25 protein-coding genes are annotated in these 26617 nt (G+C 70.2%); 12 read left to right on the forward strand and 13 right to left on the reverse strand.

What is annotated here, in order from left to right; translation table 11 throughout:
* Nucleotides 1–39: 39 nt before the first annotated feature.
* Nucleotides 40–1521 (reverse strand): cellulose binding domain-containing protein, encoded by a 1482-nt coding sequence (locus PV396_RS28245; RefSeq protein WP_319209223.1) that lies wholly within the window; start codon nucleotides 1519–1521, stop codon nucleotides 40–42.
* 316 nt (nucleotides 1522–1837) lie between these two features.
* On the opposite strand from PV396_RS28245, the gene PV396_RS28250 reads away from it, so the two are divergent.
* Both PV396_RS28250 and PV396_RS28255 read left to right on the forward strand, forming a co-directional pair.
* Nucleotides 1838–3037: a glycosyltransferase family 2 protein gene (locus tag PV396_RS28250; RefSeq protein ID WP_319209225.1), complete on the forward strand. Its 1200-nt coding sequence runs from the start codon at nucleotides 1838–1840 to the stop codon at nucleotides 3035–3037.
* 25 nt (nucleotides 3038–3062) lie between these two features.
* Nucleotides 3063–3266 carry a hypothetical protein gene (locus tag PV396_RS28255; protein ID WP_319209227.1) on the forward strand — a complete coding sequence of 68 codons (204 nt, stop codon included), beginning with the start codon at nucleotides 3063–3065 and terminating at the stop codon, nucleotides 3264–3266.
* 52 nt (nucleotides 3267–3318) lie between these two features.
* On the opposite strand, the gene PV396_RS28260 is transcribed toward PV396_RS28255, so the two are convergent.
* The gene (locus PV396_RS28260) at nucleotides 3319–4623 is read right to left on the reverse strand and encodes a M6 family metalloprotease domain-containing protein (protein ID WP_319209228.1); all 1305 of its coding nucleotides are present in this window, start codon (nucleotides 4621–4623) and stop codon (nucleotides 3319–3321) included.
* A 282-nt stretch (nucleotides 4624–4905) separates the two neighbouring features.
* Here PV396_RS28260 and PV396_RS28265 point away from each other — a divergent pair, with 282 nt between their 5' ends.
* Both PV396_RS28265 and PV396_RS28270 read left to right on the forward strand, forming a co-directional pair.
* Entirely contained in the window at nucleotides 4906–5547 is a 642-nt protein-coding gene (locus PV396_RS28265; protein ID WP_319209230.1) for a helix-turn-helix domain-containing protein, read from the forward strand.
* Between the two features lie 120 nt (nucleotides 5548–5667).
* Nucleotides 5668–7200: an MFS transporter gene (locus PV396_RS28270; RefSeq protein ID WP_319209231.1), complete on the forward strand. Its 1533-nt coding sequence runs from the start codon at nucleotides 5668–5670 to the stop codon at nucleotides 7198–7200.
* A 120-nt stretch (nucleotides 7201–7320) separates the two neighbouring features.
* Here PV396_RS28270 and PV396_RS28275 read toward each other — a convergent pair whose 3' ends face one another.
* Nucleotides 7321–7830 (reverse strand): MarR family winged helix-turn-helix transcriptional regulator, encoded by a 510-nt coding sequence (locus PV396_RS28275; protein ID WP_319209233.1) that lies wholly within the window; start codon nucleotides 7828–7830, stop codon nucleotides 7321–7323.
* 115 nt (nucleotides 7831–7945) lie between these two features.
* On the opposite strand from PV396_RS28275, the gene PV396_RS28280 reads away from it, so the two are divergent.
* The gene (locus tag PV396_RS28280; RefSeq protein ID WP_319209235.1) at nucleotides 7946–8737 is read left to right on the forward strand and encodes a dioxygenase; all 792 of its coding nucleotides are present in this window, start codon (nucleotides 7946–7948) and stop codon (nucleotides 8735–8737) included.
* A 55-nt stretch (nucleotides 8738–8792) separates the two neighbouring features.
* Here PV396_RS28280 and PV396_RS28285 read toward each other — a convergent pair whose 3' ends face one another.
* Nucleotides 8793–9311, reverse strand: coding sequence for a GNAT family N-acetyltransferase (locus PV396_RS28285; RefSeq protein ID WP_319209237.1), 519 nt, complete (start codon nucleotides 9309–9311; stop codon nucleotides 8793–8795).
* A 188-nt stretch (nucleotides 9312–9499) separates the two neighbouring features.
* Here PV396_RS28285 and PV396_RS28290 point away from each other — a divergent pair, with 188 nt between their 5' ends.
* Entirely contained in the window at nucleotides 9500–10501 is a 1002-nt protein-coding gene (locus PV396_RS28290) for an RNA polymerase sigma factor RpoD/SigA (RefSeq protein WP_319209238.1), read from the forward strand.
* 533 nt (nucleotides 10502–11034) lie between these two features.
* A complete protein-coding gene (locus PV396_RS28295) occupies nucleotides 11035–11691 on the forward strand; it encodes a TetR/AcrR family transcriptional regulator (RefSeq protein ID WP_416071489.1) in 657 nt (218 codons plus the stop codon).
* A gap of 10 nt (nucleotides 11692–11701) precedes the next feature.
* Here the strand turns inward: PV396_RS28295 and PV396_RS28300 are convergent, their stop codons facing one another.
* Nucleotides 11702–12667 (reverse strand): YafY family protein, encoded by a 966-nt coding sequence (locus tag PV396_RS28300; RefSeq protein WP_319209239.1) that lies wholly within the window; start codon nucleotides 12665–12667, stop codon nucleotides 11702–11704.
* A 62-nt stretch (nucleotides 12668–12729) separates the two neighbouring features.
* Here PV396_RS28300 and PV396_RS28305 point away from each other — a divergent pair, with 62 nt between their 5' ends.
* The 4 genes from PV396_RS28305 to PV396_RS28320 all read left to right on the forward strand — a co-directional run bounded on the left by PV396_RS28305 (nucleotide 12730) and on the right by PV396_RS28320 (nucleotide 18757).
* Entirely contained in the window at nucleotides 12730–14250 is a 1521-nt protein-coding gene (locus PV396_RS28305) for an MFS transporter (RefSeq protein WP_319209240.1), read from the forward strand.
* A 148-nt stretch (nucleotides 14251–14398) separates the two neighbouring features.
* On the forward strand, nucleotides 14399–15160 hold the full coding sequence (locus PV396_RS28310; protein WP_319209242.1) for a DeoR/GlpR family DNA-binding transcription regulator: 762 nt from the start codon (nucleotides 14399–14401) through the stop codon (nucleotides 15158–15160).
* Nucleotides 15157–16104 (forward strand): 1-phosphofructokinase, encoded by a 948-nt coding sequence (gene pfkB / locus PV396_RS28315; RefSeq protein WP_319209243.1) that lies wholly within the window; start codon nucleotides 15157–15159, stop codon nucleotides 16102–16104. Before PV396_RS28310 ends, pfkB begins: the two co-directional genes overlap by 4 nt.
* 610 nt (nucleotides 16105–16714) lie before the next feature.
* Nucleotides 16715–18757 carry a fructose-specific PTS transporter subunit EIIC gene (locus tag PV396_RS28320; RefSeq protein WP_319209244.1) on the forward strand — a complete coding sequence of 681 codons (2043 nt, stop codon included), beginning with the start codon at nucleotides 16715–16717 and terminating at the stop codon, nucleotides 18755–18757.
* A gap of 146 nt (nucleotides 18758–18903) precedes the next feature.
* On the opposite strand, the gene PV396_RS28325 is transcribed toward PV396_RS28320, so the two are convergent.
* From PV396_RS28325 to PV396_RS28345, 5 genes are all read right to left on the reverse strand, one after another.
* The gene (locus tag PV396_RS28325) at nucleotides 18904–19659 is read right to left on the reverse strand and encodes a DUF6227 family protein (protein ID WP_319209246.1); all 756 of its coding nucleotides are present in this window, start codon (nucleotides 19657–19659) and stop codon (nucleotides 18904–18906) included.
* A gap of 154 nt (nucleotides 19660–19813) precedes the next feature.
* Complete coding sequence (locus PV396_RS28330; RefSeq protein ID WP_319209248.1) at nucleotides 19814–21055, reverse strand: L,D-transpeptidase; 1242 nt, start codon at nucleotides 21053–21055, stop codon at nucleotides 19814–19816.
* 148 nt (nucleotides 21056–21203) lie between these two features.
* Complete coding sequence (locus tag PV396_RS28335; RefSeq protein ID WP_319209249.1) at nucleotides 21204–21599, reverse strand: hypothetical protein; 396 nt, start codon at nucleotides 21597–21599, stop codon at nucleotides 21204–21206.
* Nucleotides 21600–21664: 65 nt separating this feature from the next.
* The gene (locus tag PV396_RS28340; protein ID WP_319209250.1) at nucleotides 21665–22696 is read right to left on the reverse strand and encodes a P1 family peptidase; all 1032 of its coding nucleotides are present in this window, start codon (nucleotides 22694–22696) and stop codon (nucleotides 21665–21667) included.
* A gap of 19 nt (nucleotides 22697–22715) precedes the next feature.
* The gene (locus tag PV396_RS28345; protein ID WP_319209252.1) at nucleotides 22716–23951 is read right to left on the reverse strand and encodes a low temperature requirement protein A; all 1236 of its coding nucleotides are present in this window, start codon (nucleotides 23949–23951) and stop codon (nucleotides 22716–22718) included.
* 125 nt (nucleotides 23952–24076) lie between these two features.
* Here PV396_RS28345 and PV396_RS28350 point away from each other — a divergent pair, with 125 nt between their 5' ends.
* Complete coding sequence (locus PV396_RS28350; protein ID WP_319209254.1) at nucleotides 24077–24262, forward strand: hypothetical protein; 186 nt, start codon at nucleotides 24077–24079, stop codon at nucleotides 24260–24262.
* 70 nt (nucleotides 24263–24332) lie between these two features.
* Here the strand turns inward: PV396_RS28350 and PV396_RS28355 are convergent, their stop codons facing one another.
* From PV396_RS28355 to PV396_RS28365, 3 genes are all read right to left on the reverse strand, one after another.
* Complete coding sequence (locus PV396_RS28355; protein ID WP_319209256.1) at nucleotides 24333–24803, reverse strand: MscL family protein; 471 nt, start codon at nucleotides 24801–24803, stop codon at nucleotides 24333–24335.
* A 138-nt stretch (nucleotides 24804–24941) separates the two neighbouring features.
* Nucleotides 24942–25526, reverse strand: a complete 585-nt coding sequence (locus tag PV396_RS28360) for an RcpC/CpaB family pilus assembly protein (protein WP_416071490.1) — start codon at nucleotides 25524–25526, stop codon at nucleotides 24942–24944.
* Nucleotides 25527–25735: 209 nt separating this feature from the next.
* Complete coding sequence (locus tag PV396_RS28365) at nucleotides 25736–26587, reverse strand: S-methyl-5'-thioadenosine phosphorylase (RefSeq protein ID WP_319209257.1); 852 nt, start codon at nucleotides 26585–26587, stop codon at nucleotides 25736–25738.
* Nucleotides 26588–26617: the final 30 nt, after the last annotated feature.

Raw genomic sequence — 26617 nt, forward strand, 5'->3', positions numbered from 1 at the left:
TGCTCCCCGTGGAGGATCTCCCGGACACCGTAACGGGGATCATGGCTTGGAACCGGACAGGGTGTCCATGTAGTGGGTTCCGTCGGCCGTGAGGCCCGCGACGGCCTGTTGGGCGTCCTTGCCGGACACGGCCTGGTCCGCCCGGCAGTAGAGCCAGTCGACCTTCATGTCCCAGCCGCGCGCTCCCTTGAAGGGAAGGTCGATGAACCAGTTGCTGAAGTTTACGGTCATGGGCTCACGCGGGGAGTACCTGCTGCCGCTGGTGAACAGTTCGCGGCCGTCGAGGGAGTAGGTGGTCCTGCCGCCGTGTGCGGTGATCACCATGGTGTGCCAGCCGCCGAGCTTGATGATCCGCGACTTGGTGACCCGGTCGTTCGTCTCGCTGTTGCGCCAGCTGGTGGTGTCGAGACGCGGCCCGTACGCTCCCCACCCGCCGTTGGGCAGGTACTCGAAGTCGAGTTCGCTGTACTTCTTCGACTCGTGGTCGGGCGAGATCGTGAAGAAGGACTCGGCGATGTGGTCGCCGTCGGCGCCGCTGGACGGCTTGTCGCTGAGGTGGATGCGGGCGACGAGGGTTCCCTCGAAGAAGGTCGCCCGGGTGCTGTGGAACTCGGACTGCCGGGTGCCCTTCGCGGTTCCGTCGGTCTCGGCCCGCAGCTGGAGAACCTGACCGGCCGTGCCGCCCGCCACTCCGGCCGCCGTGCCGCCCGTCGGCCCGTCCTCCCGGGCGGGGAAGCTGACGCCGTCCTTCGACCAGGTGTCCTTGATGCCCGGCCCGCCGGCGCCGTCGCGGACCTCCCAGCCGTGGGCCGCGAGCGCGGGATCACCGGGACCGGTGTAGTCGAAGTCGTCGAAGAGGACCCCCCGGGGCAGCGCGGGCGCCGCCGCCGTCACCACCGCCGACTTGGGTGCGGGCGAGCCGGCCGGCGCCGGGGTGTCGCCGTTCGGCTCCTCGCCCCAGACGAGTGCGCCGCCGAGGTAGGCCGTCACGCGCTTCGACGGTGTGTACGTGGTGTCGTCGGCGTCGAAGGAACGGTCGTCGGCCTGGTCGAGGTCCTTGTGGTCGACGCGGTAGAGCTGCAGTCCGATGCCGTGGGTGCTCCCGCCCGGCTTCAGGGTCCCGGTGGCCTGCCTGAAGCCGATCTCCAGGTAGTGGTCGGCCTGCGGCGCCGCGTCGTCCGCCGCCGCGGTCCGCTGGGTGAGCTGCGAGCAGCCCAGGGACGTCTGGACACAGTTCGAGGCGTACGCGGAACCGCCGTCGGCCGTGTAGTAGTAGCGCAGGGTGACCTCGCTCAGGTCCACGGGCCTGTCCGACGTGTTGACGACTTCCAGCCAGGGCCTTGCCACGGCGCCCTTGGCGGGCGCGTCGGTCCGGTAGCGGACCGTCAGCTCAAAGGACTCGGCGGTGCCGGAGGACCACCACAGGAAGTAGAAGGCGGCTCCCGCGCCGGCGAGCGCGCCGGCGACAAGCAGCGATATGAGGGCCTTCCGCCCACGGCGAGGGGGCTTGCGGCGGCTCACTGGGGCTCCTGTGTGTCCTGGTTGTTCGAGTTGGCTGAATCCTTGCCTGACGATTCCGTCGTATCGTAGTCATATCTCCACTGTCATCCGACGCGCCTTATGACCATTAAGTGTCTGAATTATCGCCTTTTTGATCGCATGTGATCATCGAAGGGTCTCGGCAGGTGGGAGGGTCTGTTCCGGTTGGCTGCGACTGGGGTATTTTGCAGGCAGCTTTCATGACAAAAACACAGCGGGGGGTCGCTGTGTGCAAAGCCGTGCGGCCGTAGCGGTTTGGGCTGTATGAACCGTATGAACTGGGTGGGGAGAATTTTCGATGGCCGGCACGACGGCGCGCCCTGCGCGCGTTGAACCGCGGCGGGCCTCCCGCAGTCGGCACCGCAGGGGGCGCGGCGCGTACGAGACACCGGTCGAGGCGACGGTACGGGAGACGGCGGTCTACGAGACCGTGGTCCTCGTACCGGCCCGCAACGAGGAGGTCGGTGTCCTCACCTCGCTGGAGTCCCTGGCCGCTCAGTCCCGTCGGCCGGACCTCATCGTCGTGGTGGTCAACAACTCGACCGATCGCACGGACGAATACGCCCGCCGGTTCGCCGACGATGAGAACACGCCACCCACGGTCGTCCTGAATTTCCCGGACAATCCACACAAAAAGGCGGGCGCCCTCAACTACGGCCTGCGCTGGCTGCGGGAGAACGTCGGCGGCCGGCTCACCAACCGGGTGGGCCACATCCTGGTCATGGACGCCGACACCGCCCTGCACCGCAGGTTCGTCGAGAGGGCCCAGAACGTCATCGCCTCCGACCCGGAGATCGGCGGGGTCAGTGCCGCCTGCTTCGGCCGCACCGACCTGTGGCGCAACCCCTGGCAGCGGTTCCTGCTCGGCATGCAGATCATCGAGTACGGACGGGCCGCCCACTCCCGCTACCGCCAGGACGTCCACACGATGTCGGGCGCCGGCTCCTTCTACCGGGCCGAGGCCCTGCAGAACCTGATCGACTGGCGGGGCGAGGTCTTCTGGGAGGACCACCGCAACCTGGTCGAGGACTACGAGACCACGCTGGCGCTCAAGGAGTCCGGCTGGAAGGTGACGGCCAACCAGCTCTGCATCGCGTACACCGACCTCATGCCCACCCTGCGTGAGCTGATCCAGCAGCGCGAGCGGTGGAGCCGAGGGACGGTGGACACGCTGCGCCGCCGTGGCTGGACCAGGTTCACCTGGCACTCCATCGCCACCATGATCATGGGGCTCATCGGCTTCGTCTACATCCTGGGGTGGGGCTCGGGACAGCTTCTGCTGCTCGCCAAGTACGGCTTCTACCACCAGACGCTGCTGTGGGCGCTGTTCGGCTTCTGGATCGTCTATCCCGCCCTGCGGGTACGGCGCCTCGGCTGGAAGGCCATGCTCGTCGAGGCTCTGCTGATCCCCGAGCTGGTCTACACAGTCGTGCGCGCGTACTGGATGGTGTCGTCCCTCGTGAAGTCCTACCTGACTCGTGTCTCGGCCTGGAAATAGCTGGAAGCAGGTCGGAGAGAGACAGATGAACACCCTCAAGGGCCTGGGGGCCTGTGCGGTGCTCGCGGGCATCGCCTTCGCGGTGACCCGGGTGACGACCGTCGATCAGCTGACGCTCGGTATCACCGTCGCGATCGTGGTCATCAGTCTGACCACCTACGCGGCCTCCCTCCGGCAGCGTCGGCGGGATCGCCGGATGGCGAAGGGCAGGGTCAGGTCCCGACGCTAGCTCCTTGAGGAAACGTTCCTGTGAAGTTGGAGCCCTGCGCGGACCGCCCGTACTACCGGCCCCGGGTCACCCGCACCCGGTAGTTCCCCTCGAGGTCCGCGCTCGCGACCGCGATCTGTATGCCACGCCGGGGATCCTTGAAGGCCTCGCCGGGGGCGAAGGGCGCGTCGGAGAGTTCCGCGTGGACGTTCGGGCTGCGCGTGCACCCGCCGCTGTCCCGGCGGGAGTCGTACACCGTGACCGGGCCGCGGCCGGTGTCCACGTTCGCGTCGACCCGGTAGATCAGCACGCCCGGCCGGCACACCGTCTCGTCGTTGCCCTCGCGCGTGCGCAGCTCGACGGCGTATCCCGTACGGGAGGTAAGGGGCACGAAGACGAGTTTCGCGCCGCCGGGACGGGCCAGCGGGGTGAGTGTGTACTCCGTCGTGCCGGCCGTCAGCGCGCAGCCGACCTGCGAGGCGTCCAGCCAGCCGAGCTTCCACTTGTGCCAGCCCAGCAGATCGTTGTTGGCCCCCCAGTCCTCGCTCATGATGTCCCAGTGGCCGACCGCGCCTCCGCCGTGCTGGGTGTAGAGGTCGGGCAGCCCGAACACATGGCCGTTCTCGTGGGGGAGGACGCGGTAGCCGGTCGTGTCGTACGAACCGGAGCCGTCGTCCTGACGTGAGTAGACGAAGGACGCGTTGGCGACGGGCACCCCGTCCGCGACCGGTGCCTCACGGTTGCCGGCGAAGGTGACGGACAGCACGGTGTCCAGGGCGGAGGGTCCCGCGTTCGGGGTGACCAGCACGTTCAGCAGGTCGTACGAGCGGAAGTCGACCGTGGGGTCCGCGGCGGCCACGATGTCGTGGACCAGCCGCCGGTAGCCGGGGTCGAAGGGGGCGCCGCGCTCTATGCCGTACGAGCGGAAGGTCCGCGGCATCCGCAGCCAGCCGGGGACGGGGGCCTCGGGGCGGTAGTCGAGGCGGCCGTACGAGCTGGTGGTGAACCAGTCGCGGGTCTGCGGGAAGAACTCCGCGAGCCGGTCGAGGGCGCTGCCCTGGCCGGGGGCGTCGGAGAAGTCGACCATCAGGTTCAGCGCGCGGACGGTACCGGTGGACCGGGAGTAGCCGGCCGGAGTGGGCAGGCCCTCGGACATCTGGACGCCGAGGCCGCCCCGGATCAGACAGGGGCCGAGCGGGGAGGAGCGGGCCAGCGGGACGGAGCCTGCGGCCGTCGTGGGGTCCCGGGTGAGGTCCCCGGTGCCCGCCGAGGTGCTGACCGCGAGGGTCAGCGCGGCCACAGAGACCAGGGCGGCCATCCGGCGTGGGCGCAGGGGGCCCGGCGGGCGTATCCGACGACGGCTGGTCGGCTGCTGCATGCACGGCCCCTTCGCGCCACGGCAGCCGCCGGTCTCGGACTGCACCCTTTCGATCACCCTGTGTCGAGGTCGGCGAGGGCGCGCGCTGAAGGAGACCGATCGTGGGTTTCTCGCTCCGAGCGACTGTGACTCAGGTCACATGAAATCTCTTCGGGGGAGGGAAATAACCGGGGACTGATTCCCCGTTTAGCCATGTGTCCGAGCGAAACGGGGAGTGATTCCCCGGATCGAAGCGCAGAAGCCCTGAAGCGCAGAAGCGCAGAATCCACGAAGGAGTACACCGTGCAGACCGCGACCCCCGTGCTGAAGGTGACCCGGCCCCGCGCCGACGCCCTGCGCAACCGGGAGCGGATCGTCACCGCCGCCCGCGAGATGTTCGTCGAGTTCGGCTCCGAGGTGCCGATCGACGAGATCGCCCGCCGGGCCGGCGTCGGCAACGCCACGGTGTACCGCAACTTCCCCGACCGGGAGGCCCTCGTACGCGAGGTCGTCTGCTCGGTCATGGACCGCACGTCCGAAGCGGCCGAACTCGCGCTCGCGGAGACCGGCGACGCCTTCGAGGCGCTGGCGCGCTTCGTGCACGCCGCGGCCGACGAACGGCTGAGCGCGCTGTGTCCGATGATGGCCAGCGCGTTCGACAAGCACCACCCCGACCTGGAGGCCGCGCGGGAGCGGGTCGAGCAGCTCACCCAGATGATCATGGACCGCGCCAAGGCGGCCGGACAGCTCCGCACCGACGTGGACGTGGGCGACGTCATGGTCGTCGTCTCCCAGCTCAGCCGCCCTCCGGCGGGCACGGAGTGCACGAGCATCGACCGCTTCGTCCACCGCCACCTGCAACTGTTCCTGGACGGGCTGCGGGCCCCGGCCCACTCCGAACTGCCCGGCAGGGCGGTGACGATGGAGGACCTGCGCCGATCCTGACCGATTAGTTCATCGCCGTATCCGCGTCACCACTCGCAACAGACTTTCGGCCGTCAGCGCTGACGTGCCGGTCCCCTTTCACACACTTTTCCGTCACGAAGTCCCGAAGTGGGTATCCCCATGTCCGAAACTGCCCAGGCTGCCGCCGCAAAGGCGCCGGCTCCCGACTCCAACCGCTGGAAGGCGCTGACCTTCATCGCGCTCGCCCAGCTGATGGTCGTGCTCGACGCGACCATTGTGAACATCGCACTGCCCTCCGCCCAGCAGGACCTGGGGATATCGGACGGCAACCGGCAGTGGGTCATCACGGCCTATGCCCTGGCCTTCGGCGGACTGCTGCTCTTCGGCGGCCGGATCGCCGACATCTGGGGCCGCAGGAACACCTTTGTCACCGGTCTCGTCGGCTTCGCGGCCGCCTCCGCCCTGGGCGGCGCGGCGACCAACGAGGCGATGCTCCTCGGCTCCCGCGCCCTGCAGGGTGCGTTCGGCGCGCTGCTCGCGCCCGCCGCGCTCTCCCTGCTCGCGGTGATGTTCACCGACGCCAAGGAGCGCGCCAAGGCGTTCGGCATCTACGGTGCGATCGCCGGTGGCGGTGGCGCCGTGGGCCTGATCCTCGGCGGCTTCCTCACCGAGTACCTGGACTGGCGCTGGACGTTCTTCGTGAACATCCCGTTCGCGATCGTGGCCGCCCTCGGCGCCGTCTTCGTCATCCGTGAGCCGGCCGGCAGCCGCAACCGCTCGCCGCTGGACATCCCGGGCGTCGTCCTGTCCACCCTCGGTCTGGTCTCCCTCGTCTACGGCTTCACACGCGCCGAGTCCGAGGGCTGGAGCGACTCCCTGACGATCGGTCTGTTCGTCGCCTCGGCGCTGCTCCTCGCGTCCTTCGTGTTCGTCGAGTCCAAGGTCAAGGCCCCGCTGCTGCCCCTGCGCGTCATCACCGAGCGCAACCGCGGCGGTGTCTACCTCTCGCTCGGCCTCGCGATCATCGCGATGTTCGGCCTGTTCCTCTTCCTGACCTACTACCTGCAGATCGTGAAGGGCTACTCACCGGTCAAGACCGGCTTCGCCTTCCTGCCGATGATCGCGGGCATGATCACGGGCTCCACGCAGATCGGCGCCCGCCTGATGACCCGCGTCCCGGCGCGGCTGCTGATGGGCCCCGGCTTCCTGGTCGCCGCGCTCGGCATGCTGCTGCTGACCCAGATGGAGATCGGCTCCTCGTACGCGGCCCTGCTCCTGCCGGCGATGCTGCTGCTCGGCCTCGGCATGGGTACGGCGTTCATGCCGGCCATGTCCCTGGCCACGCTGGGTGTCGAGCCGCGTGACTCCGGTGTCGCCTCCGCGATGGTCAACACCTCGCAGCAGGTGGGCGGCGCGATCGGCACGGCCCTGCTGAACACGATCGCCGCCTCCGCCACCACGTCGTACATCTCCGACCACATAGGCGGCGCGGCCTCCCGCTCCCAGCAGCAGCTGGTCCAGCTGGAGGGCATGGTCAACGGCTACACCAGCGCCATCTGGTTCGCCGTCGGCATCCTGGTCGCCGCCGCGGGCATCGCCTTCACCTTCATCAACGCCGGTCGCCCGGACATGAGTTCGGTCAGCGGCGAGGGTGCCGACGAGGAGCTGAAGGTCCCGGTGGTCGCCCACTGACCCCGGCCGTCGCTCCTTACGGACACCTCGGACCCCTCGTCTCCCTTCGGGCCACTCCGTACGTCACGCGGGGTGGGGACGCCTCGTGACGTACGACTCCAGGATCTGCCCTGGTTCCGCTCAGCGGAGCCAGGGCAGATCCGCGTTCGCGTCCTCGGGCTGAAGGCCCTGGGCGACGATTTCCATGACATCGTGGAGGGTCTGGCGCTGCTCGTCGGTGATCCGGTCGAACAGTGCCTGGCGTACGGCGCTCACATGGCCGGGAGCGGTGCGTCGCAGCACTTCCTGGCCCTGGTCGGTCAGGACCGCGAACTGGCCGCGCTTGTCCGACGGGCAGTCCTCACGCCGTACCCAGCCGTTCTTCTCGAGGCGGGCGATGGCATGCGAGAGACGGGAGCGGGTGATCTTCGCCTTCATCGCGAGCTCCGTCATCCGCAGCCGCCGGTCCGGAGCGTCGGAGAGACCGACGAGCAGGCCGTAGTAGACGTGCGGCATGCCGGCGTCGCGCTGGAGCTGGCGGTCGAGATGGTCCTCGAGCAGCGTGACGGCGTGGACGTACACGCGCCAGGTGCGCTGTTCCTCGTCGGTGAGCCAGCGGGGCTCTGCGTCGGATGTAGATGCCGTGTTCATGTACTCCACTCTACGTTCCCCGTCCTTGAATTTTAAACCAAAACGATGTATGTTCAGTATGCGAGAAGCTTGAGAGTTCAACGGAATCTTCGGAACCGGGAAGGAAGCAGTCGACATGTCCGCCGACATCCAGGAGCGCATGCCCGCGCTCTACCTCAGTCACGGCGCGCCCCCACTGGCGGACGACCCGATCTGGCCCGGCGAACTCGCCGCGTGGTCGGCCGACCTGCCCCGCCCCAAGGCGATCCTGATGGTCTCCGCCCACTGGGAAGAGGCCCCGCTCGCCATCGGCGCCATCGAAACGATCCCCCTCGTCTACGACTTCTGGGGCTTCCCCGAGCACTACTACAAGGTCGAGTACGCCGCCCCTGGCGCTCCCCGCCTCGCCGAGTCCGTACGGAAGCTGCTGCGAGCCCCCGGCACACCCGTGCAGGACGTCCCGGACCGAGGTCTCGACCACGGCGCGTACGTCCCGCTGGTGGAGATGTTCCCCGAGGCGGACATCCCTGTCCTGCAGATCTCGATGCCGACCCTCGACCCGGTGAAACTGATGGACATCGGGCGCAAGCTCGCGCCCCTGCGCGACGAGGGCGTCCTCATCGTCGGCTCCGGCTTCTTCACCCACAACCTGGCCGCCCTCAGGCACACCGGGCCCGGAGTGCCGACCTGGTCGAGCGAGTTCGACGACTGGGGCCACCGGGCCCTGGAAACACGCGACGTGGACGGACTGCTGGACTTCCTGAACAAGGCTCCCGCGGGCCGCTACGCCCACCCGCGCACCGAGCACTTCGCCCCGCTCTTCGTGACGATGGGCGCCGCCGAGGTGGCCGGTGAACTGGACTCCCAGAAGTCGGTCATCGACGGCTTCTGGCTCGGAATGGCCAAGCGGTCGGTCCAGTTCGGCTGACCCCACGGCCCGACAGTCGGCCCCTTCGGGCAGCTGTCCATGGCCGAAAGTGTGCTCAGAGGTCCTTCTCGTACCAGGCCACGTCCCAGTAACGGCCGAACTTGCGGCCCACCTCCCGGTACGTCCCCACGTACCGGAACCCGAAGCGTTCGTGCAGCCGCACGGACGCTTCGTTCGGTGTCACGATCCCCGCCAGGGCGCGATGCACGTCCTCACCCGCCAGCGCCTCGAAGAGAGCCTTGTAGAGCAGGGTGCCGATACCGCGCCCGCCCGCGTCCGGGGCGAGATAGACGGTCACCTCCACCGTGGTGCCGTACGCCGGCTTCGCGCGGAAGGGGCCCGATGTGACATACCCCAGAATCCGCTGTGAGTCCATATCCGTGGCAACCAACAGGCGGTGCGGGCCGTCTTCAGGGTAGGAGAACAGCCAAGGACGGCGTTCCTCCGGTGTGAAGACTTTGGTGTCGAATGTGGTGGGAGTCTCGCGCACGTAGTGGTTGTAGAGGTCGGTGAGGGCCTTGAGGTCAGCCTCGACACCTGGTCTGACCTGCACCTCTGTACATTCCGACGACATCATTCCTCCTCGCGTGGCCGCACAGGGTACTGCAAGATCAGAAAATAGGGGGCCTGGGTGGGAATTCTGTCCTGATTCCAGGCGTTGTTTCCTTCGGATGCCGGGCACGCGAGGAGTGTGCTGAGCGTTCACAGACCAACAGGGATATCAACGACCCCCCGCTGACCCAACATCGCAAGGGAGCACGCATGGCAACCCGTGCCGTCGCCCGTCGTACGTCTTCCGCCACCGGCGGGACCGTCGGCGGCGCACGCAGTGTTCGCGCCCATGGCGGCGAGATCGCCGACCGCGACCTGGTCGGCATGTACTTGGACGAGATAGCAAGGACCCCGTTGCTCGACGCCGCGAAGGAGGTCGAGCTGTCTCAGACCATCGAGGCCGGTGTGTTCGCGCGGCAGATCCTCGACGGCGAGACGGACGCCAAGGCAGACGCCACCGTGGAGGAACTCGAGGCGCTCGTCGCCGAGAGCGAGCGGGCCAAGGACATCTTCATCCGCTCCAACCTCCGGCTGGTCGTCGCCGTGGCGCGCCGCTACCCCCGTAGTGGCCTGCCCCTCCTCGACCTGATCCAGGAGGGCAACGCCGGCCTGGTGCGCGCGGTGGAGAAGTTCGACTACCGCAAGGGCTTCAAGTTCTCCACGTACGCCACCTGGTGGATCCGGCAGGCCATCACCCGTTCCATAGCCGACCAGTCACGCACGATCCGCCTCCCCGTCCACCTGGTCGAGGAACTGGGCCGGATCCGGCGCGTGCAGCGCGAGTTCAACCGGAAGAACGGGCGGGACCCGGAGCCCGCGGAGATCGCCGCCGAACTGGACACGACCGCGGAGCGCGTGGTCGACGTCCTGGACTGGGCCCGCGACCCGGTCTCCCTGAACATGTCGGTGGACGACGAGGGCGAGACCCAGTTCGGCGACCTCCTGGAGGACACGTCGGCGGTGTCGCCGGAGCAGTCCGTGCTGACCCTGCTGCGCAGCGAGGAACTGGACGACCTCATCGGCCGCCTCGACCAGCGCACGGCTTCCATCATCAAGATGCGGTACGGGATCGTCGACGGGCGGGAGCGGACGCTGACGGAGGTCGGCAAGGAGCACGGGCTCACCCGTGAGCGGATCCGGCAGATCGAGAAGCACGCGTTGCTGGAACTGAAGAAGTTGGCGCGGGATACGGGGTTCGACGCGGCGGCGTAGTTCCACGAGGGCTCCGCTGGACGGGCGGGTTGTCGGCTGCGGGCCCGGTGGGGGCTTGTCGCGCCCACGCGACGGAGTCGCAAATGTTCCAGCCCCGCGCCCCTGAAGGCGGTCGGATGGACGTACCGGAATCGGTACTGGGGGCGCGTTTGGGTCGTGCGTGCGCCGGGCGGCGTGCGACTGTTTGGTGGTGCGTGCGCGGGGTGGCGGAAGGCCGCGCAAAGATTGCGGTGTCAGGCTGCTTAAACCATCGGGTCCGGGGCACAAGACCTCAGGGCCCAGGACACTGGTCCGGGCGGCGACGCCTCGGATCCCCTGAGCCAAGTCCTGACGCAACCCCCCCAGCGTCGGGACCTCCCTAGCCGGGCCTCGGTACCTAACCCCCCCCAGGTGCCGGGGCCCGGCTCACTTCTGCCCCCGTCCGCCCGGCCCAACGGCCTCGCCACCCGTCAGGGGCGGGGCACCCCGTACCTGAACACCGGGGTGGCCCGCCCGAATGGCAGATTGTGCCACAGCGGCATAACGTGGCGTCCGTGTCCCACCCCACTTCCTCCGGCTTCTCCGGCCCCGCCGGTTCGCTCACCGAGCGGCGCAAGTACGCGACCCGGATGGAGATCGCCCGGGAGGCGGCACGGCTCTTCGTGACCAACGGGCTGCGGGCCACCCGCGCCGAGGACATCGCCCAGGCGGCCGGGGTCGCGCCGCGCACCTTCTACCGGTACTTCGCCACCAAGGAAGAGGCCGTCGGCCCCGTCTTCGGCGCGGGCATCGAGTGGTGGGCCGGGGCGGTGCGCGAGGCCCCGGCCGCGCTGTCCGTGCCGCAGGCCCTGGAACACGCGGCACTGCGGGTGCTGACACCCGGCGACGTCGTGTCACCGGGCTCCCTCGACTGGGCCCGCACCCTGCTCCGGCTGGCGCAGGAGAGCCCCGGTCTGCTGCGGGTGTGGGCCGAGTGCTGCCGGACCGCGGAACACACGCTTGCCCAGGCGCTGGCCTCACGGGGCGCGGGCCCCGCCGACACACCTGAGGCCCGCTTCGCGGCCGCCGTCGCCAGTGTCGCCGTACGCGTCGCCTTCGAGACCTGGGCGGCCGGGGACGCCCCGGCCGACGGTCCTTCGGGCCCGGCGGCACTGGCGGTGCGCAACCTGCGGGCGCTGCGGGACTTCCCATGGAGCGGCGCGAGCGCGTGAGGCGGGTCGGTCAGCCGCTCGTCGCCCGGGTCATCCGGGCGCCCAACTCACGTACGTGCTCGACCAGTTCGGGCGGCTCCCGGACCGTGAACTCGCACTCGACCGACGCGAGCCGCACCGCCAGCCACTCCACCGGGTCACCGACCGAGGAACGGATACGGCAGCTGTGCTCGTCGACGGGCTCGGGGGTGCCCAGCCACGCCGGGACGCGGGCGGCGACGAAGGGGGCCGGGGCGGCGAACGTCACCTCGAACACGTAGGCCTCCTGCTGTGCGCGCATCGACTGGCGCAGATACTCCGCCGCGTCGCCCGTCGGCAGCTCGCGCGGGGCGAAGCGGGCGCCCGTCGCGAAGGGGTCGCTGACCCGGTCGACACGGAAGGTGCGCCAGTCGGCGCGGTCGAGGTCGTAGGCGACGAGATACCAGCGGCGGCCGGTCGACACGAGCCGGTGGGGCTCGGTCAGGCGTTTGGTGGGGGTGCCGTCCTTGGCGCGGTAGGCGAACCGCAGCCGCTCCTGGCCGGCCACCGCCGAGGCCATCACGGTCAGCGTCTCGGGTGCGATGACCGCGCCGTCCCCGCTGGTCAGCGGAGTGGTGGCGGCCTGGAGGGTGGAGACGCGCCGCCGCAGCCGCGACGGCAGGACCTGCTCCAGCTTGGCCAGCGCCCGTACGGAGGCCTCGTCCAGCCCCTCGACCGCGTGCCCGGCGCCCGCCCGCAGCCCGACCGCGATGGCCACCGCCTCCTCGTCGTCGAGCACCAGCGGCGGCAGCGCCTTGCCGGCGACCAGCCGGTATCCGCCGTCGGAACCCTTGGACGCCTGCACGGGATAGCCGAGTTCACGCAGCCGGTCGATGTCCCGCCGGACGGTACGCCGTGACACCCGCAGCCGGTCGGCGAGCTCGCCGCCGGGCCACTCACGGGGTGTCTGGAGCAGTGAGAGGAGCTGAAGGAGCCGGGCCGGTGTGTCCGTCGTCATGAGTTCGAGCATGCCTCACCACTAGGACACAATCTGACCTAATGGGGTTCTAGCTTGAAGTCATGACCTCAACCGAAACACCCACGGTCGTGCCGGACCGGCGACGATGGTTCGCCCTCGCCATCGTGATGACCGCGGCCTTCATGGACCTCGTCGACGTCACGATCGTCAACGTCGCGATCCCGTCCATCCAGCGCGAGGCAGGCGCCTCCTTCAGTCAGATCCAGTGGATCACCGCCGGTTACGCGCTCGCCTTCGCCGCCGGCCTCGTCACCGGAGGACGCCTCGGCGACATCCACGGCCGTAAGCGGCTGTTCCTCGTCGGCATCGGCGGCTTCACCCTCGCCTCCGCCCTCTGCGGCTTCGCCGCGAACGCGGAGATGCTGGTCGCCTCCCGCATCCTCCAGGGCGGCATGGCGGCGATGATGGTGCCGCAGGTACTGTCGATCGTCCACGCGACCTTCCCGGCGCACGAACGCGGCAAGGTGTTCGGCCTCTTCGGCGCGATCGTGGGCCTGGGCGCGGTGACCGGCCCGCTGCTGGGCGCGCTGCTCACCGAGTGGGACCTGTTCGGCCTCGGCTGGCGGCCCATCTTCCTGATCAACCTGCCGGTCGGCATCGCCGCCCTCGTCCTCGGCCACCGCTTCATCACGGAGTCGAAGGCACCCAGGGCCCTCAGGCTGGACCTGGTCGGCGTCGCCCTCGTGACGCTGGGCCTGCTGATGCTGCTCTACCCGCTGACCCGCGGGCGTGAGCTGGGCTGGCCGCTGTGGGGCCACCTCTCGATGGTGGGCGCGCTCGGTGTCTTCGGCGTGCTGGTGGCGTACGAGCGGCGCAAGGCGCGGATCGACGGTTCGCCGCTGATCGAACTGTCGCTGTTCAAGGTGAAGAGCTTCGCCGCGGGCATCGCCGTGCAGACCGTCTTCGGGATCGGCCTGGGCATCTTCTTCCTGGTCTGGACGATGTACATGCAGTTCGGGCTCGGCTGGAGCCCGCTGCGGGCCGGGCTGACCGGGGTGCCGTTCTCGATCGCGGTGTCGGCGGCGGCCGGGATGTCCGTCCAGATGCTGGTCCCGCGCTTCGGGCGCAAGGTGCTCCAGGCGGGCGCCCTGGTGATGGGCCTCGGCGTGCTGATCTACATCTGGGAGGCCGGACGGTACGGCCTGGCCATCGCCTCCTGGCAGATGGCGCTCCCGCTGGTGGTGATGGGCGCCGGCATGGGTCTGATCGTCGCGCCGCTGACCGACATGGTGCTGTCGGAGGTGCCCAGGGAGCATGCCGGGTCGGCGTCCGGGCTCATCAACACCGTGCAGCAGATGGGCAACGCGCTCGGACTCGGGCTGGTGTCGGTGGTGTTCTTCGGCGCGATGGGGGACCGGCTCGCGCAGAGCGAGGTGGGACCGGCGTTCGTCAACGCGTTCCAGCACGCGCTCGGTTGGGTGGCCGGGCTGATGGGCGTGATCTTCGTGGTGATGTTCGCGCTGCCGAGGCGGCCGGCCGCGGGCGCCGAGCAGGCGGCGGAAGCGCCGGTCGAGGACGCGGGCGAGGGCGAGAAGGAGCGGGAGCCGCAGCTCGTGCACTGAGCGCCGACGAGGGTGGGAGCTGTTTGGGGTCATGCCCGTTTGTGCCCACCTCATGCCCGAGCCTGTTTACTTTCCGGAAATCGGAGCGTAGCCTCCGACTGAATCCACAAAGCAAACAGGTTCGGGCATCGGTCGGAGGCAAACGGACATGTACGCACCGGAGCGGCAGCAGGAGATCCTGCGGCTCGCCCGTGACGGCGGGCGGGTGGACGTGCTGTCCCTGGCCGAGGAGTTCCAGGTCACCGCGGAGACCATCCGCCGGGACCTCAAGGCCCTCGACCGCGCCGGCCTCCTACGACGTGTGCACGGCGGGGCCATACCGGCCGGCCGCCTCGACTTCGAGCCGGACCTCACCGAGCGCGAGTCGACCTACGCCGACGAGAAGGACCGCATCGCCAAGGCCGCCCTCGCCGAACTGCCCACCGAGGGCACCCTGATCCTCGACGCGGGCTCGACCGTCGCCCGCCTCGCCGCCGCCATCCCGCTGGACGCGACGCTCACCGTCGTCACCCACAGCCTCCCCATCGCGGCCCGCCTCGCCGACCACCCCGGCATCCAGCTGCACCTGGTCGGAGGCCGCGTCCGGCACCGCACCCGCGCCGCCGTCGACGCCTGGGCGCTGCGGGCGTACGGCGAGATCCGCGCCGACGTCCTGTTCGTGGCCGCCAACGGCTTCTCCGCCGAGCACGGGCTGACCACCCCCGACCTCGCCGAGGCCGCCGTGAAACGAGCCGCTGTGGACGCCGCCCGCCGAGTGGTGCTCCTGGCCGACTCCACCAAGCACGGCGAGGAACACTTCGCCCGCTTCGGGGACCTGGGCGACGTGGACCTGCTGATCACCGACAGCGGGCTGAGCCCCGAGGACGCCACCGACCTCGAGCGCGACGGCACGGAAGTGGTGCGCGCATGATCCTCACCGTCACACCCAACCCGTCCCTCGACCGTACGTACGAGGTCCCGTCGCTCGACCGCGGCGAGGTCATCCGGGCCACCGGCGAGCGGATGGACCCCGGCGGCAAGGGCGTCAACGTGTCGCGGGCCGTCGCCGCCGCCGGGCAGCGCACCGTGGCCGTACTGCCCCTGGGCGGAGCGCCCGGCGCGCTCGTCGCCGACCTGCTCGACGCCCAGGGCATCGAGGTCGCGCCGGTACCGATCTCAGGGGCCACCCGCTCCAACATCGCCCTCGCCGAGGCCGACGGCGTACTGACGAAGATCAACGCACCTGGCCCCGAACTCTCCCTCGCCGAACAGGAGTTGCTGCTGGAGACCGTACGCGGGCAGTCGGCCCACGCCGACTGGATCGCCTGCTGCGGCAGCCTCCCGCGCGGCCTCGCACCCTCCTGGTACGCCGACCTCGTCGCCCGTGCGCACGCCGCGGGCGCCCGCATCGCCCTCGACACCTCCGGCCCGGCCCTGCTGGCGGCCCTGCGCGAACGCCCGGACGTCGTCAAGCCGAACGCCGAGGAACTCGCCGAGGCGGTCGGCCGCCCCCTCGCCACCATCGGCGACGCGGTCAAGGCCGCCGAGGAACTGCGCGAACTCGGCGCGGGCGCCGTCCTCGCCAGCCTCGGCGCCGACGGACAACTCCTCGTGGAAGCCTCCGGCACCTGGTTCGGCAGCGCCCGCGTGAACACGGTCCGCAGCAACGTCGGCGCGGGCGACTCCTCCCTCGCCGGCTTCCTGATCGCCGGCGGCCACGGCCCCGAGGCCCTCACCTCCGCAGTCGCCCACGGCGCCGCCGCAGTGCAACTCCCGGGCAGCGTCATGCCAACCCCGTCCGATCTCGACCTGTCCGCCGTGACGGTGACGAACGAGATCCCGGTGGACCGCGCCCTGAGGGAGCCGGCGTCATGAACTCCGGCCCACGCGTCCTCCGCGAACAGGCTCCGACGCCATCCATCGGCCCCGCGGCGCAGGGCGCGGCCCGCGCTGTGGTGCCGCTGGGGGGAACCGGTGCCCGCTCGCGTGTCCTGAGGGGACCGGCTCTGCCGCGGCCGTCCGGTGTCGTTCACGGCGTGGCCGGCATTCGGTGGCCCGGCAGTGCGATGCCGCTCAGGGCAGCTGGTGCCCGCTCGTGTGTCCTGAGGGGACCGGCTCTGCCGCGGCCGTCCGGTGTCGTTCACGGCGTGGCCGGCATTCGGTGGCCCGGCAGTGCGATGCCGCTCAGGGCAGCCGGCGTCAAGAGCTCCGGCCCGCGTGCCCTCCGTGGCTCGGCGCCGCTCGCCGCCCTCGTCGTTCGGCCGGCCGGCATTCCGCATGCCGCCGAGGGAGCCCGAGTCATGAGCCGATCGGTACCCCGTGTCCCCCCTGAACCGGCCCTGACGCGGCGGGGTTTCCCCGGCCCCGCCGCAGCCGCCGATCCTCCCCCGGACCCCCACCACACCCCCCGCGTCACCCGCTGCACCCCCGTCCCCAGCCCCGCCCACCCCACTCCCCGGGCGATACGCGTGCGAAGGAGCCCGCGATGAGCGACATGATCACCGCGGACCTGGTCGACCTCGACCTGTCCGCCCAGACCAAGGACGCGGCGGCCCGTGCCCTCGCCGAGCGCATGGTGGCGAAGGGACGGGTGACCGACCTCGACGGCTTTCTCGCCGACGTTGCCGCCCGTGAGGCGCAGATGCCGACCGGCCTTGACGGCGGCATCGGCATCCCGCACTGCCGGAGCGAACACGTGACCGAGCCGACGCTCGCCTTCGGGCGCAGCGCCGCCGGGATCGACTTCGGCGCGGCGGACGGCCCCGCCGACCTCATCTTCCTGATCGCGGCCCCCGCCGGTGCCGACGACGCCCATCTGACGATCCTCTCGTCGCTGGCCCGCCAGCTGATGAACGACGAGTTCACAGCGGCCCTGCGCTCGGTGCGCGACGCGGCGAGCGCAGCCGCCCTGATCCGCGGCGACAAGACCCCCGCCGCGGCCACCGAAGACTCCGCGACGGTTTCGGCGGCGGCCTCCGCCGAAACCGTCGCGGACACCCACCCCGAAGACACCGACGGCCGCCCGTTCCGTATCGTCGCCGTCACCTCCTGCCCGACCGGTATCGCCCACACGTACATGGCGGCCGAGTCCCTGGAGAACGCCGGCCGCGAGGCGGGCGTCGAACTCGTCGTCGAGACACAGGGCTCCGCCGGCTTCACCCGCCTCGACCCCGCGGTCATCGCCGACGCGGACGGCGTGATCTTCGCCCACGACGTGCCCGTACGGGAGAAGGAACGCTTCGCCGGGAAGCCGACCGTCGACGTCGGCGTCAAGGCCGGCATCAACAAGCCCGCCCAGCTCATCGCCGACGTACGCGGCAAGGCCGAGCGCGGCGAGGTCACCGCGAGCGCCACCGGCGGCGCCGGGACACCCGTCGAACGGGCCGGCGAATCCGGTGACAGCTACGGCACCAAACTGCGCAAGTGGCTGATGACCGGCGTCAGTTACATGGTCCCCTTCGTCGCCGCCGGCGGCCTCCTGCTCGCCCTCGGCTTCGCCATCGGCGGCTGGGAGATCAACAAGGCGCCCTCCGTCATGGAGCACTTCTCCTGGACCCAGGTCGACAGCTGGGGCGCGCTGCTGTTCCAGATCGGCGGAGTCGCCTTCGGGTTCCTCATCCCCGTCCTGGCCGGATACATCGCCTACGGCATGGCGGACCGCCCCGGTCTCGTCCCCGGCTTCGTCGGCGGCATGATCGCCTCGAACATCGCGGCCGGCTTCCTCGGCGGTCTGGTCGCCGGTCTGCTGGCCGGTGGCATCGTCCTGGCGATCCAGAAGATCAAAATCCCGCCGGTACTGCGCGGCATCATGCCCGTCGTCGTGATCCCCCTGATCTCCTCGCTGATCGTCGGCTTCCTGATGTTCGTCGTCGTCGGCAAGCCCATCGCCGAGGCCCAGAAGGGCATGACCGACTGGCTGTCCGGCCTCTCCGGCACCAACGCCGTCCTGCTCGGCGTACTCCTCGGCCTGATGATGTGCTTCGACCTCGGCGGCCCCGTCAACAAGGTCGCCTACGCCTTCGCCACCGCCGGTATCGCCGTCCAGGACCCGAGCGACGCCGCGATGAAGGTCATGGCCGCCGTGATGGCCGCGGGCATGGTCCCGCCGCTCGGCATGGCGCTGGCCACCGTCGTCCGCAAGAAGCTCTTCACCCCGGCCGAACGCGAGAACGGCAAGGCCGCCTGGGTACTGGGCGCCTCCTTCATCTCCGAGGGCGCGATCCCGTTCGCGGCGGCGGACCCGCTGCGCGTCATCCCGGCCTCGATGGCGGGCGGCGCGGTCACCGGCGCCCTGTCGATGGCCTTCGGCGCCACACTCCGCGCCCCGCACGGCGGCATCTTCGTGGTCCCGCTGATCGGCAGCCCGTTCCTCTACCTGATCGCCATCGCGGCCGGCACCTGCGTCACCACTGCCCTGGTGATCACCCTCAAGAGCATGCGCAAGCCGACACCGGGCACCACGGCGGCGGAGGCCGCCGAGGGCACCGCGGCCACCTCGGTCGAGAAGAAGGAGCCCGTGGCGGCGTAAAGCGGAGGCGGGGGCGTAGGCGCAGGGCCGAAAGCCTCAGGCGTACGCAGGGCACGCCGACCCGCCAACACGCCAAAATGCCAACACCCCGGTGGGCCGGTCGCGTTGACGACCGGCCCACCGGGGTGTGTGTGACTCCGGCCGCGCTACGACGTCCGTGACGTCCGCGCCGCCCGCCGCTCCATCGCGTCCCGCGCCCCGTCCTCCGTCGGATACACCTCGCACATGTGCCGGCCGTCGGGCGTGGCTGTGTGCTCGACCTCCCACAGGGAGACCTCCTCGCCGCCCGGCAGCAGGAAGGCATGCTCGTAGAGCGAGAAACCGAGACCGGCCCGGCCCGCACGGCACGGCCGCCCGAACGCCTGGGTGATCTGGTGCGCGAACGCCGTCTCCAGCAGCTCGGCGATGTCGACCCCGGGCCGGTCCGCGTTCTCCGCCCGCCTCAGTAACCTGCGCGCGTGGTCCGCCGAGTGGTCGGGAACATACATGTGCCCCGGCTGGAGGACCGGCGCGAGCTGCACCATCACCGGCAGCTCGAAGTCAGGGGTGTCGGCGGGCAACGGAAGCCGGGCCGTGGCGGCGCGCAGCTCCTCCTCGTCGACGTACACCTCGGCCTGCGGACCCGCGCCGGGCGCCGTGTTGTGCACCAGCTCCCACAGAGTGAGCGCCGAACCGTCGGCGAGCAGCCAGGTGTGGCGGTACGTCTCGCGGTGCAGCCCCGCGCTGTGGTGCGCGGAGTGCAGCGAACTGTCGTGCGCCAGCGCGCAGTCGAGCCGCCTTATGGTGTCATCGGGCAGTTCGAAGGAGTTCAACGCACGACCCAGGAGCCGCTCGAGGTGCTCCTCCGGAGACTCGGGCGACTCGGGTGGTTCGTACGCTGCCGTCTCGTACGGAACGCTCAAGGCATCTCCCGGCGTTGCTGCATGTCACCTTGTGGGTGCATACCGTAGCCCCTCGACCGGACATCATGTCCGGGAACCGAGAAACCCACGTTGAGAAGACGCCCGGGCCGCGCGAAAAGTTCCCGCGCGGCCCCCGAAAACCGTCAATGCTCCGTCAGGAAGCCGCCCCCGCCGTCCACTCGCTCCACGGCATGTTCCAGCCGTTGAGACCGTTGTCCGGCGCGACCTGCTTGTCGGGGGAGTTCTTGACGATGACGACGTCCCCGACCATCGAACCGTCGAAGAACCACTTGGCGGGCGTGTTCCCCTGCGCCCCCTGAACGTCCTGCAGCCCCACGCACCCGTGGCTCGTACCCGTGCGCCCGAAGGGCGGATTGCCCTTGTTGTACCAGTAGTTGCCGTGGATGAAGGTCCCGGAGGTCGTCAACCGCATCGCGTTCGGGACATCCTTGATGTCGTACGCGTTGGCCAGATTGACCGTACGGCTGTCCATCCGCGTCTCCCTCAGCTTCTCGGAGATCACCATCTGCCCGTTGTACGTGGTGAACTCCGGGCTGCCCGCCGAGATCGGGATGCTCTTGATGGTCTGCCCGTCCCGTACGACCGTCATGGTCTGCGTGTTGACGTCGACCGTGGACACCTGCGAGCGCCCGATCGTGAAGGTCACGGTCTTCTTCTGCACCCCGACCACGCCGTTTGCGCCCTTCACGCCGTCCAGGTCGATCTTCATCGTGACCTTGGAACCGGCCTTCCAGTACTCCTCGGGCCGGAAGTCGAGCCGCTGCGCCCCGAACCAGTGCCCCACCACCTGCTGCCCGCTGCTCGACGTGACCGTGATGTGCGACCGCACGGCGGCCTGGTCGCTGATGGGCTTGTCGAACGTGAACGACACCGGCATCCCCACCCCGACCGTCGTCCCGTTGTCCGGCGTGTACGTCCCGATGAAACTGTTCGCCTTGGTGACCGTCGTGAAGGTCGAGTCGGCGCTGCTGGCCCGACCGTCGCCGTCCTTCGCGGTCGCCGCTATTCGGTATCGCGTCCCACGCTCCAACTGCTGCGCCGGCTGCCAGCTTCGCCCGTCCGCGGATATCGCGCCCGCCACGGCCGCTCCCGTCCCCGCGACGGTCATCTTCACGTCGGTCAGCGTGCCACCGCTGACCTTCACATCCGTCGTGTTGATCGACGCGCCCGCCGAACCGTTCTTCGCGGAGATGTCGATCCGCGCGCCCGACGTCGCGACGGAACCGCTGCCGCCCTTGCCGCTGCCGCCCTTACCCCCCTTGCCGTCGTCGCTTCCGCTGTTGCCACCACCGCACGCGGTGAGGGTCAGTGCGCCGACGATCAGGACGGCACAGGCCCCCAGTGCGCGCCGAGCTGTTGTGTCCGGCGTTGTCACGGGCTGCTCCAGGTTTGTGTGATCCGGGGTGTCCGGGCTTTTCGGGTGATCCGTTCCACTGCGTGAAGAAAGAGGCAAACACCGGCGGCGCGGGTTCCCACCGACCGCCCTCGCACCCATCACGTGACAGAACCGCGACAATCCCAGCTCAACCAAGAAGAAACAGTGCCCAGTTACTGGCGTCACCATGGCTTGCCCCCGGCGGCCATGGGCCGCCCGGGCAGCCTGAATTACCGAGAGCCCGCCGGGCTTCGTTCCACAGCAGCTCGAACTCCTCCGCAGAGATCTCGGCAGCCTGCGGCTGGTGCTGCCAGCCGTCCATGGGACCTTCGGCGAGAACGCCGTACTGCCTTTCATAGCGGCCCATCGCCGCGAGATCCGCATGATCACGCAAGTGCAGCACCTCTTCCAAGGAGGCCGCCGTCACCGGACGCGAGTCCTGCCCCCGGACCTCAACCTGCCGCGCGGCCCAGCCCTCGTCATCGGCCTCGAAATACAGCCACAGATCTTCGTCCTCGTAGTAGGCGCGGACCCATGTCGTCATGCCGTCATCCTGACCCAAGACCTCGACCAGAGCAGATACGGGCACCCCCTCCCGCCCTCCCCTCTCTACCGCTCCCCGTACAACTCCCCGTACGACGGCCACTGCCCGCCCGGCCCCGTCACCGGCCCCGCCGCGCGTACCGCCCGGACGATCGCTCGGGTCACCAGGTCCGCGCTTGCCGCGAGGATCTCGTTCAGTGCCAGGGGATTGCTCTCGTCCAGTGGACGCGCCCCTGTCGCCAGCGTGAACACCGTGTCCCCGTCGTTGAGCAGATGCACCGGCCGTACGGCACGTGCGATGCCGTCGTGCGCCGTGCCGGCCACCTTCTGCGCCTGCGCCTTCGACAGCGCCGCGTCGGTCGCGACCACCGCGAGCGTGGTGTTCAGCGGTGGCAGCGGGGCCTGCGCGGCGACCTCCGCCAGCCGCCGCCGCGCCGCCTCGTGCACACCGGCCGCCGGATAGTCGACCCGCCGCCCCTCGAACAACTCCCCGTACAGCACCCCCGTCTCCGGATCCACCGAGGACCCCGCCGCGTTCGCCACCACCAGCGCCGCCACCGTGATCCCCGACCCGAGCACCGTGCTCGCGGTGCCGACACCGCCCTTGAGGTGCCCGACCACGGCCCCCGTACCCGCGCCCACACACCCCTCCGGCACGGGCGCGCCGGGCTCGCCCGCGGCCGCCGCCTCGACGGCCGCCCGCCCGGTGGCCGCGTTCGGCCGGGCCCGGAAGTCGCCACCCCGGCCCAGGTCGAAGACGCAGGCGGCGGGCACCACCGGCACCACGTGCCCGGGGTCGGGCCCCACCCGCACCCCGCGCCCCCGCTCCTCCAGCCAGGCCATCACCCCCGACGCCGAGTCCAGCCCGTACGCGCTGCCGCCCGTCAGCACGATCGCCTCGACACCTCGCACGACGTTGCGCGGATCCAGGGCATCGGTCTCCTTGGTGCCGGGCCCCCCGCCCCGCACGTCCACGGCGGCCACGGCTCCGCCCTCGGGCGCGAGCACGACCGTCGTGCCGGTGAGCCACCCGCCGCCGATACACGTCGCGTGCCCCACCCGCAGGCCGGCCACATCTGTCAGAGCGTCAACTGTCATGACCCCCAGTGTTCTCCTGTCAGACGCGCCCGGTGCTCCCCGCGGCCGTCCGGGCGGTCAGTGTCACGCCGGTCGCCACCGCGAGCGCCGACACAACGCCCGCCGCCGGCACCGCCCAGTCGCCCAGGAACGTGCACCCGATCACCAGCAACGCCGCGGACGGCAGGACCAGTTGCTCTGCGAAGCCCACCTTGAAGTAGCGCGAGTGCAGGGCCCAGACGGTGACGAGATAGAGCGCTGTCGGCACGGTCACGGCGGCCGAAGCGGCGGACGCCGAGAGGTGCGCCTTGCCGATCGCCTGCTCGACCGCGACCTCCAGGCCGGCGCCGATCGCCGCGGCCGACGCGAAGATCAGATAGTGGCCGTAACCCCACAGGAACGCCTGCTTGCTGGAGCGCAGCCGACCGTGGATGGGGACCGCGAAGTAGATCCACCAGGCGGAGAACACGATCAGCAGCCCGCCCGCCGCGATCGGCAGCAGATCGGCCAGCGCGTCGTTCTCCTGGACGCCCGACTTCACGGCGACCGTCGCCGCCGCGATCGCCTCGCCCAGCACGATGATGGTGAACAGCCCGTACCGCTCGGAGATGTGGTGCGGGTGCCAGGAAGTGGTGAAGCTCCTCTCCGCGTAGACGGGAACCGCCAGTTCGACGAGCGCCATCACCAGGAACACCCAGGGGCGGCCGGCCTCCGGCAGGACCACCAGTCCCAGCCAGCCGACCATGCACAGCAGCACCCCGCCGGCGTACCGCAGTGCCGTTGTCCGCTCGGCGCCCTCGGCCGCGCGGGCGGCCCGCAGCCACTGGGTGCCCATCGCCAGCCGCATGATCAGATAGCCGAGCCAGACGACCAGGAAGTCGTGATCCTCGAAGGCCCGCGACACCCCGGCCGCCAGCACCAGGACGCCGGCGATCTGAACCAGCGTGACGACCCGGTAGAGCACGTCGTCGTTGTCGTATGCCGAGGCGAACCACGAAAAGTTCATCCAGGCCCACCAGATGGCGAAAAAGACCATCGCGTAGTTGAGGATGCCCTCGCCCGTGTGCCCCTCGGCGATCGCGTGCACCAGCTGGGCGCCCGCCTGGGCGACCGCCACGACGAAGCAGAGGTCGAAGAAGAGCTCCAGCGGCGAGGCGACCCGGTGCGACTCGCCCCGTCCGCGCGCGGTCAGCCTGCGCAGGGGCGCACCGTGGCCACCGGCCGAGGTGTCCGGTGCGTCGGGTACGTCGGCCGCGGGTGAGGAACTGAACGTCATACGACCCAGGACAGCAGATGAGCACACGGCACGCAGGCGGAAGCCCGGCGCCGGAGCGTGATCGTGATCCGGCGGGCGCCCCACGGCCCGGACAGGGCCCGGCGGGCGGCACGTACCCTGGAGTCATGAGCAGCCCCACCGCACCCGAACCGCGCGCCCCGAAGCCCGCGCTGATCTTCGACGACCCCCTGGACCAGCAGTCGTCGGACGACACGGACCGAGGATGGGGCGAGCGCCCGGGTGACGGCGGCGGCGACAACGCGGCCGATCTGAAGCGCTTCCTCGACGAGAAGCCGCCCCACCACCTCTGACACCTCCGAAGCGGGGCGAACGGCTTCCGGATCGCGTCCAACCGCCTCCGCAGGAGGCCGGCCGTGGCCCCTACCGCTCGTTGTGCCCGGAGCCCCGCTGGGCCACCAGGGCGTCGCGGATCTCCTTGAGGACCTCCAGTTCGCTCACCTCGATGACCTCCTGCGCACCCTCCTTCGCCTTCTGGCGTGCGCTCACCCGGGCCAGGTACTTCGCCATCGGCAGGACCATGAGGAAGTAGACGACGGCCGCGGTGATCAGGAAGGTGAGTGTGGCGCCCAGGACCGAGCCCCACATGATCCGGATGCCGGTCGCGGTGTCGCCGGTGCCGGTGCAGGGGGCCTTGACGCAGGAGCTGTAGTTGTCCAGGGCCTTGGTCCCGAACGCCCCCACCATGGGGTTGATGACGCCCTTCACCACGGAGTTGACGATGTTGGTGAACGCCGTACCGATGACTACCGCGACCGCCAGATCGACGACGTTGCCGCGCGTCAGGAAGGCCTTGAAGCCCTCCCAGACGCTCGGTTGCTTCTTCTCGCTCACCGCGGGGCCTCTCCTCGTGTACGCAGATGGTGGAACAAACAGCTCCGCAACCTACGTCAACGCCCGGCAGGCGTGTCCAATTGGCCCACCCCCAAGAGGTACTTGACGGCAGACGGTTCGAGACGATCATGCTTCGGCTCACCACAGGGTCACCGCCAACCGTGCCGTCACACCCGCGCCGGCCAGCCGGGACGCCGTGGTGCGCGGCACCGACAGCACGACCAGCGCCCCGCCCTCGGCCGCGCTCTCCTGGGCGGTCGGGGCCTGCGGCACCTGTGTCACCCGGGCCCGGCGAGCGACCACGCGGGCGTCGGTGCCCGTCGGTGACTCCTCGGCGGCGATGACGTCGACCCGGTCACCGGGCCGCAGCAGCCGCACGGTGGCCGCGTCGGCGATCCGGACCGGCGCCGTCACCATCTCGACGGTGGGCCGCGCCCGTACGGGATCTGCCACCGGGTGCCCCCGGACGCGTCCCACGTCGGGCGGTGGACCTGCCGGCTGGCGTGGGCCGGCCGCGACGATCGCCGCCGCCGTGACGGCGAGGCCGAGCGCCAGTGCCCGCCTCCGGTGCCGTACCAGGCGCCCCAGTCGATACCGCCCGCCGCGCACCCGCACAGGAGCGAAGTGGGGCACCTCGCAGGGCGCGGGGACGAGCGGGACGGACCGCACGGCACTCACGGAACTCGCCGAACTCGCCGAACTCACCGAATGCGCGAAACTCACGGACCGCGCAGGTAGTACGGGGGACACGGGAGACACGGGACGTACGCAGGACACGGGAACCACCACCTGTGACGAGGGAGCTGCTTGCGCTCCCACGATGAAGGTTCTCGGCGAATCCTGCCGAGGCCTGTGTGTTACTCACCGGTTGTGGACAACTCGCTCACTCGAACGGGAAGTTCCGCCCCCGCGAATCCCGTACCGGGCCCCCGTCAGGGCAGTTCGAAGCCCGGATCCATCCCGCCCAGCGCCTTCGTGCACAGGCAGTCCCGGGTCGCGCTCGCCGGCAGTGCGGTCACCGCGTCGGACAGCACGCCCCGCATCCGGTCCACGTTCGCCGCGAACACCTGGAGCACCTCGTCGTGCGAGACGCCCTCGCCGGTCTCCGCGCCCGCGTCGAGGTCGGTGACCAGGGCCAACGACGTGTAGCAGAGCTCCAGTTCACGGGCGAGCCCCGCCTCCGGATGGCCCGTCATACCCACCACCGACCAGCCCTGCGCCCGGTACCAGAGGGATTCGGCGCGGGTGGAGAAGCGCGGTCCCTCGATCACGGTCAGCGTGCCGCCGTCCACCGGCTCCCAGCCGCGTCCGCGTGCCGCCGACAGGGCGGCCCGGCGGCCGACGGGGCAGTAGGGGTCGGCGAGGGACACGTGCACCACGTTGGGGACGGCGCCGCCGGGCAGCGGTATGCCGTCGAAGAAGGTCCCCACCCGGGACTTCGTACGGTCGACCTGCTGGTCCGGTACGAGCAGGGTGCCCGGGCCGTACTCGGGCCGCAGACCGCCCACGGCGCACGGGGCGAGCACCTGGCGGACGCCGGCCGAGCGCAACGCCCACAGGTTCGCGCGGTAGTTGATGCGGTGCGGCGGCAGATGGTGGCCGCGTCCGTGGCGGGGCAGGAAGGCGACCCGGCGGCCCGCGACCTCGCCGAGGAACAGGGAGTCGCTGGGGGATCCGTACGGCGTGTCCACCTGTATCTCGGTCACGTCGTCGAGGAAGGAGTAGAAACCGGAGCCGCCGATCACGCCGATCTCGGCGCCCGTGGGATTCGCCTGATTCACCATGCCCGCACCCTAGGACCTGTCGTCGGGCGC

Origin of the sequence: Streptomyces sp. ME02-8801-2C, from assembly GCF_033793965.1 — a bacterium.
Classification (GTDB): domain Bacteria; phylum Actinomycetota; class Actinomycetes; order Streptomycetales; family Streptomycetaceae; genus Streptomyces.

Bases quoted from the DNA above. Each gene is read 5' to 3' on its own strand.
- PV396_RS28250 (WP_319209225.1), top strand. From the start codon at position 1,838: ATGGCCGGCACGACGGCGCGCCCTGCGCGCGTTGAACCGCGGCGGGCC.
- PV396_RS28255 (WP_319209227.1), top strand. From the start codon at position 3,063: ATGAACACCCTCAAGGGCCTGGGGGCCTGTGCGGTGCTCGCGGGCATC.
- PV396_RS28260 (WP_319209228.1), bottom strand. From the start codon at position 4,623: ATGCAGCAGCCGACCAGCCGTCGTCGGATACGCCCGCCGGGCCCCCTG.
- PV396_RS28270 (WP_319209231.1), top strand. From the start codon at position 5,668: ATGTCCGAAACTGCCCAGGCTGCCGCCGCAAAGGCGCCGGCTCCCGAC.
- PV396_RS28275 (WP_319209233.1), bottom strand. From the start codon at position 7,830: ATGAACACGGCATCTACATCCGACGCAGAGCCCCGCTGGCTCACCGAC.
- PV396_RS28280 (WP_319209235.1), top strand. From the start codon at position 7,946: ATGTCCGCCGACATCCAGGAGCGCATGCCCGCGCTCTACCTCAGTCAC.
- PV396_RS28285 (WP_319209237.1), bottom strand. From the start codon at position 9,311: ATGTCGTCGGAATGTACAGAGGTGCAGGTCAGACCAGGTGTCGAGGCT.
- PV396_RS28290 (WP_319209238.1), top strand. From the start codon at position 9,500: ATGGCAACCCGTGCCGTCGCCCGTCGTACGTCTTCCGCCACCGGCGGG.
- PV396_RS28300 (WP_319209239.1), bottom strand. From the start codon at position 12,667: ATGACGACGGACACACCGGCCCGGCTCCTTCAGCTCCTCTCACTGCTC.
- PV396_RS28305 (WP_319209240.1), top strand. From the start codon at position 12,730: ATGACCTCAACCGAAACACCCACGGTCGTGCCGGACCGGCGACGATGG.
- PV396_RS28310 (WP_319209242.1), top strand. From the start codon at position 14,399: ATGTACGCACCGGAGCGGCAGCAGGAGATCCTGCGGCTCGCCCGTGAC.
- pfkB (WP_319209243.1), top strand. From the start codon at position 15,157: ATGATCCTCACCGTCACACCCAACCCGTCCCTCGACCGTACGTACGAG.
- PV396_RS28320 (WP_319209244.1), top strand. From the start codon at position 16,715: ATGAGCGACATGATCACCGCGGACCTGGTCGACCTCGACCTGTCCGCC.
- PV396_RS28335 (WP_319209249.1), bottom strand. From the start codon at position 21,599: ATGACGACATGGGTCCGCGCCTACTACGAGGACGAAGATCTGTGGCTG.
- PV396_RS28340 (WP_319209250.1), bottom strand. From the start codon at position 22,696: ATGACAGTTGACGCTCTGACAGATGTGGCCGGCCTGCGGGTGGGGCAC.
- PV396_RS28345 (WP_319209252.1), bottom strand. From the start codon at position 23,951: ATGACGTTCAGTTCCTCACCCGCGGCCGACGTACCCGACGCACCGGAC.
- PV396_RS28350 (WP_319209254.1), top strand. From the start codon at position 24,077: ATGAGCAGCCCCACCGCACCCGAACCGCGCGCCCCGAAGCCCGCGCTG.
- PV396_RS28365 (WP_319209257.1), bottom strand. From the start codon at position 26,587: ATGGTGAATCAGGCGAATCCCACGGGCGCCGAGATCGGCGTGATCGGC.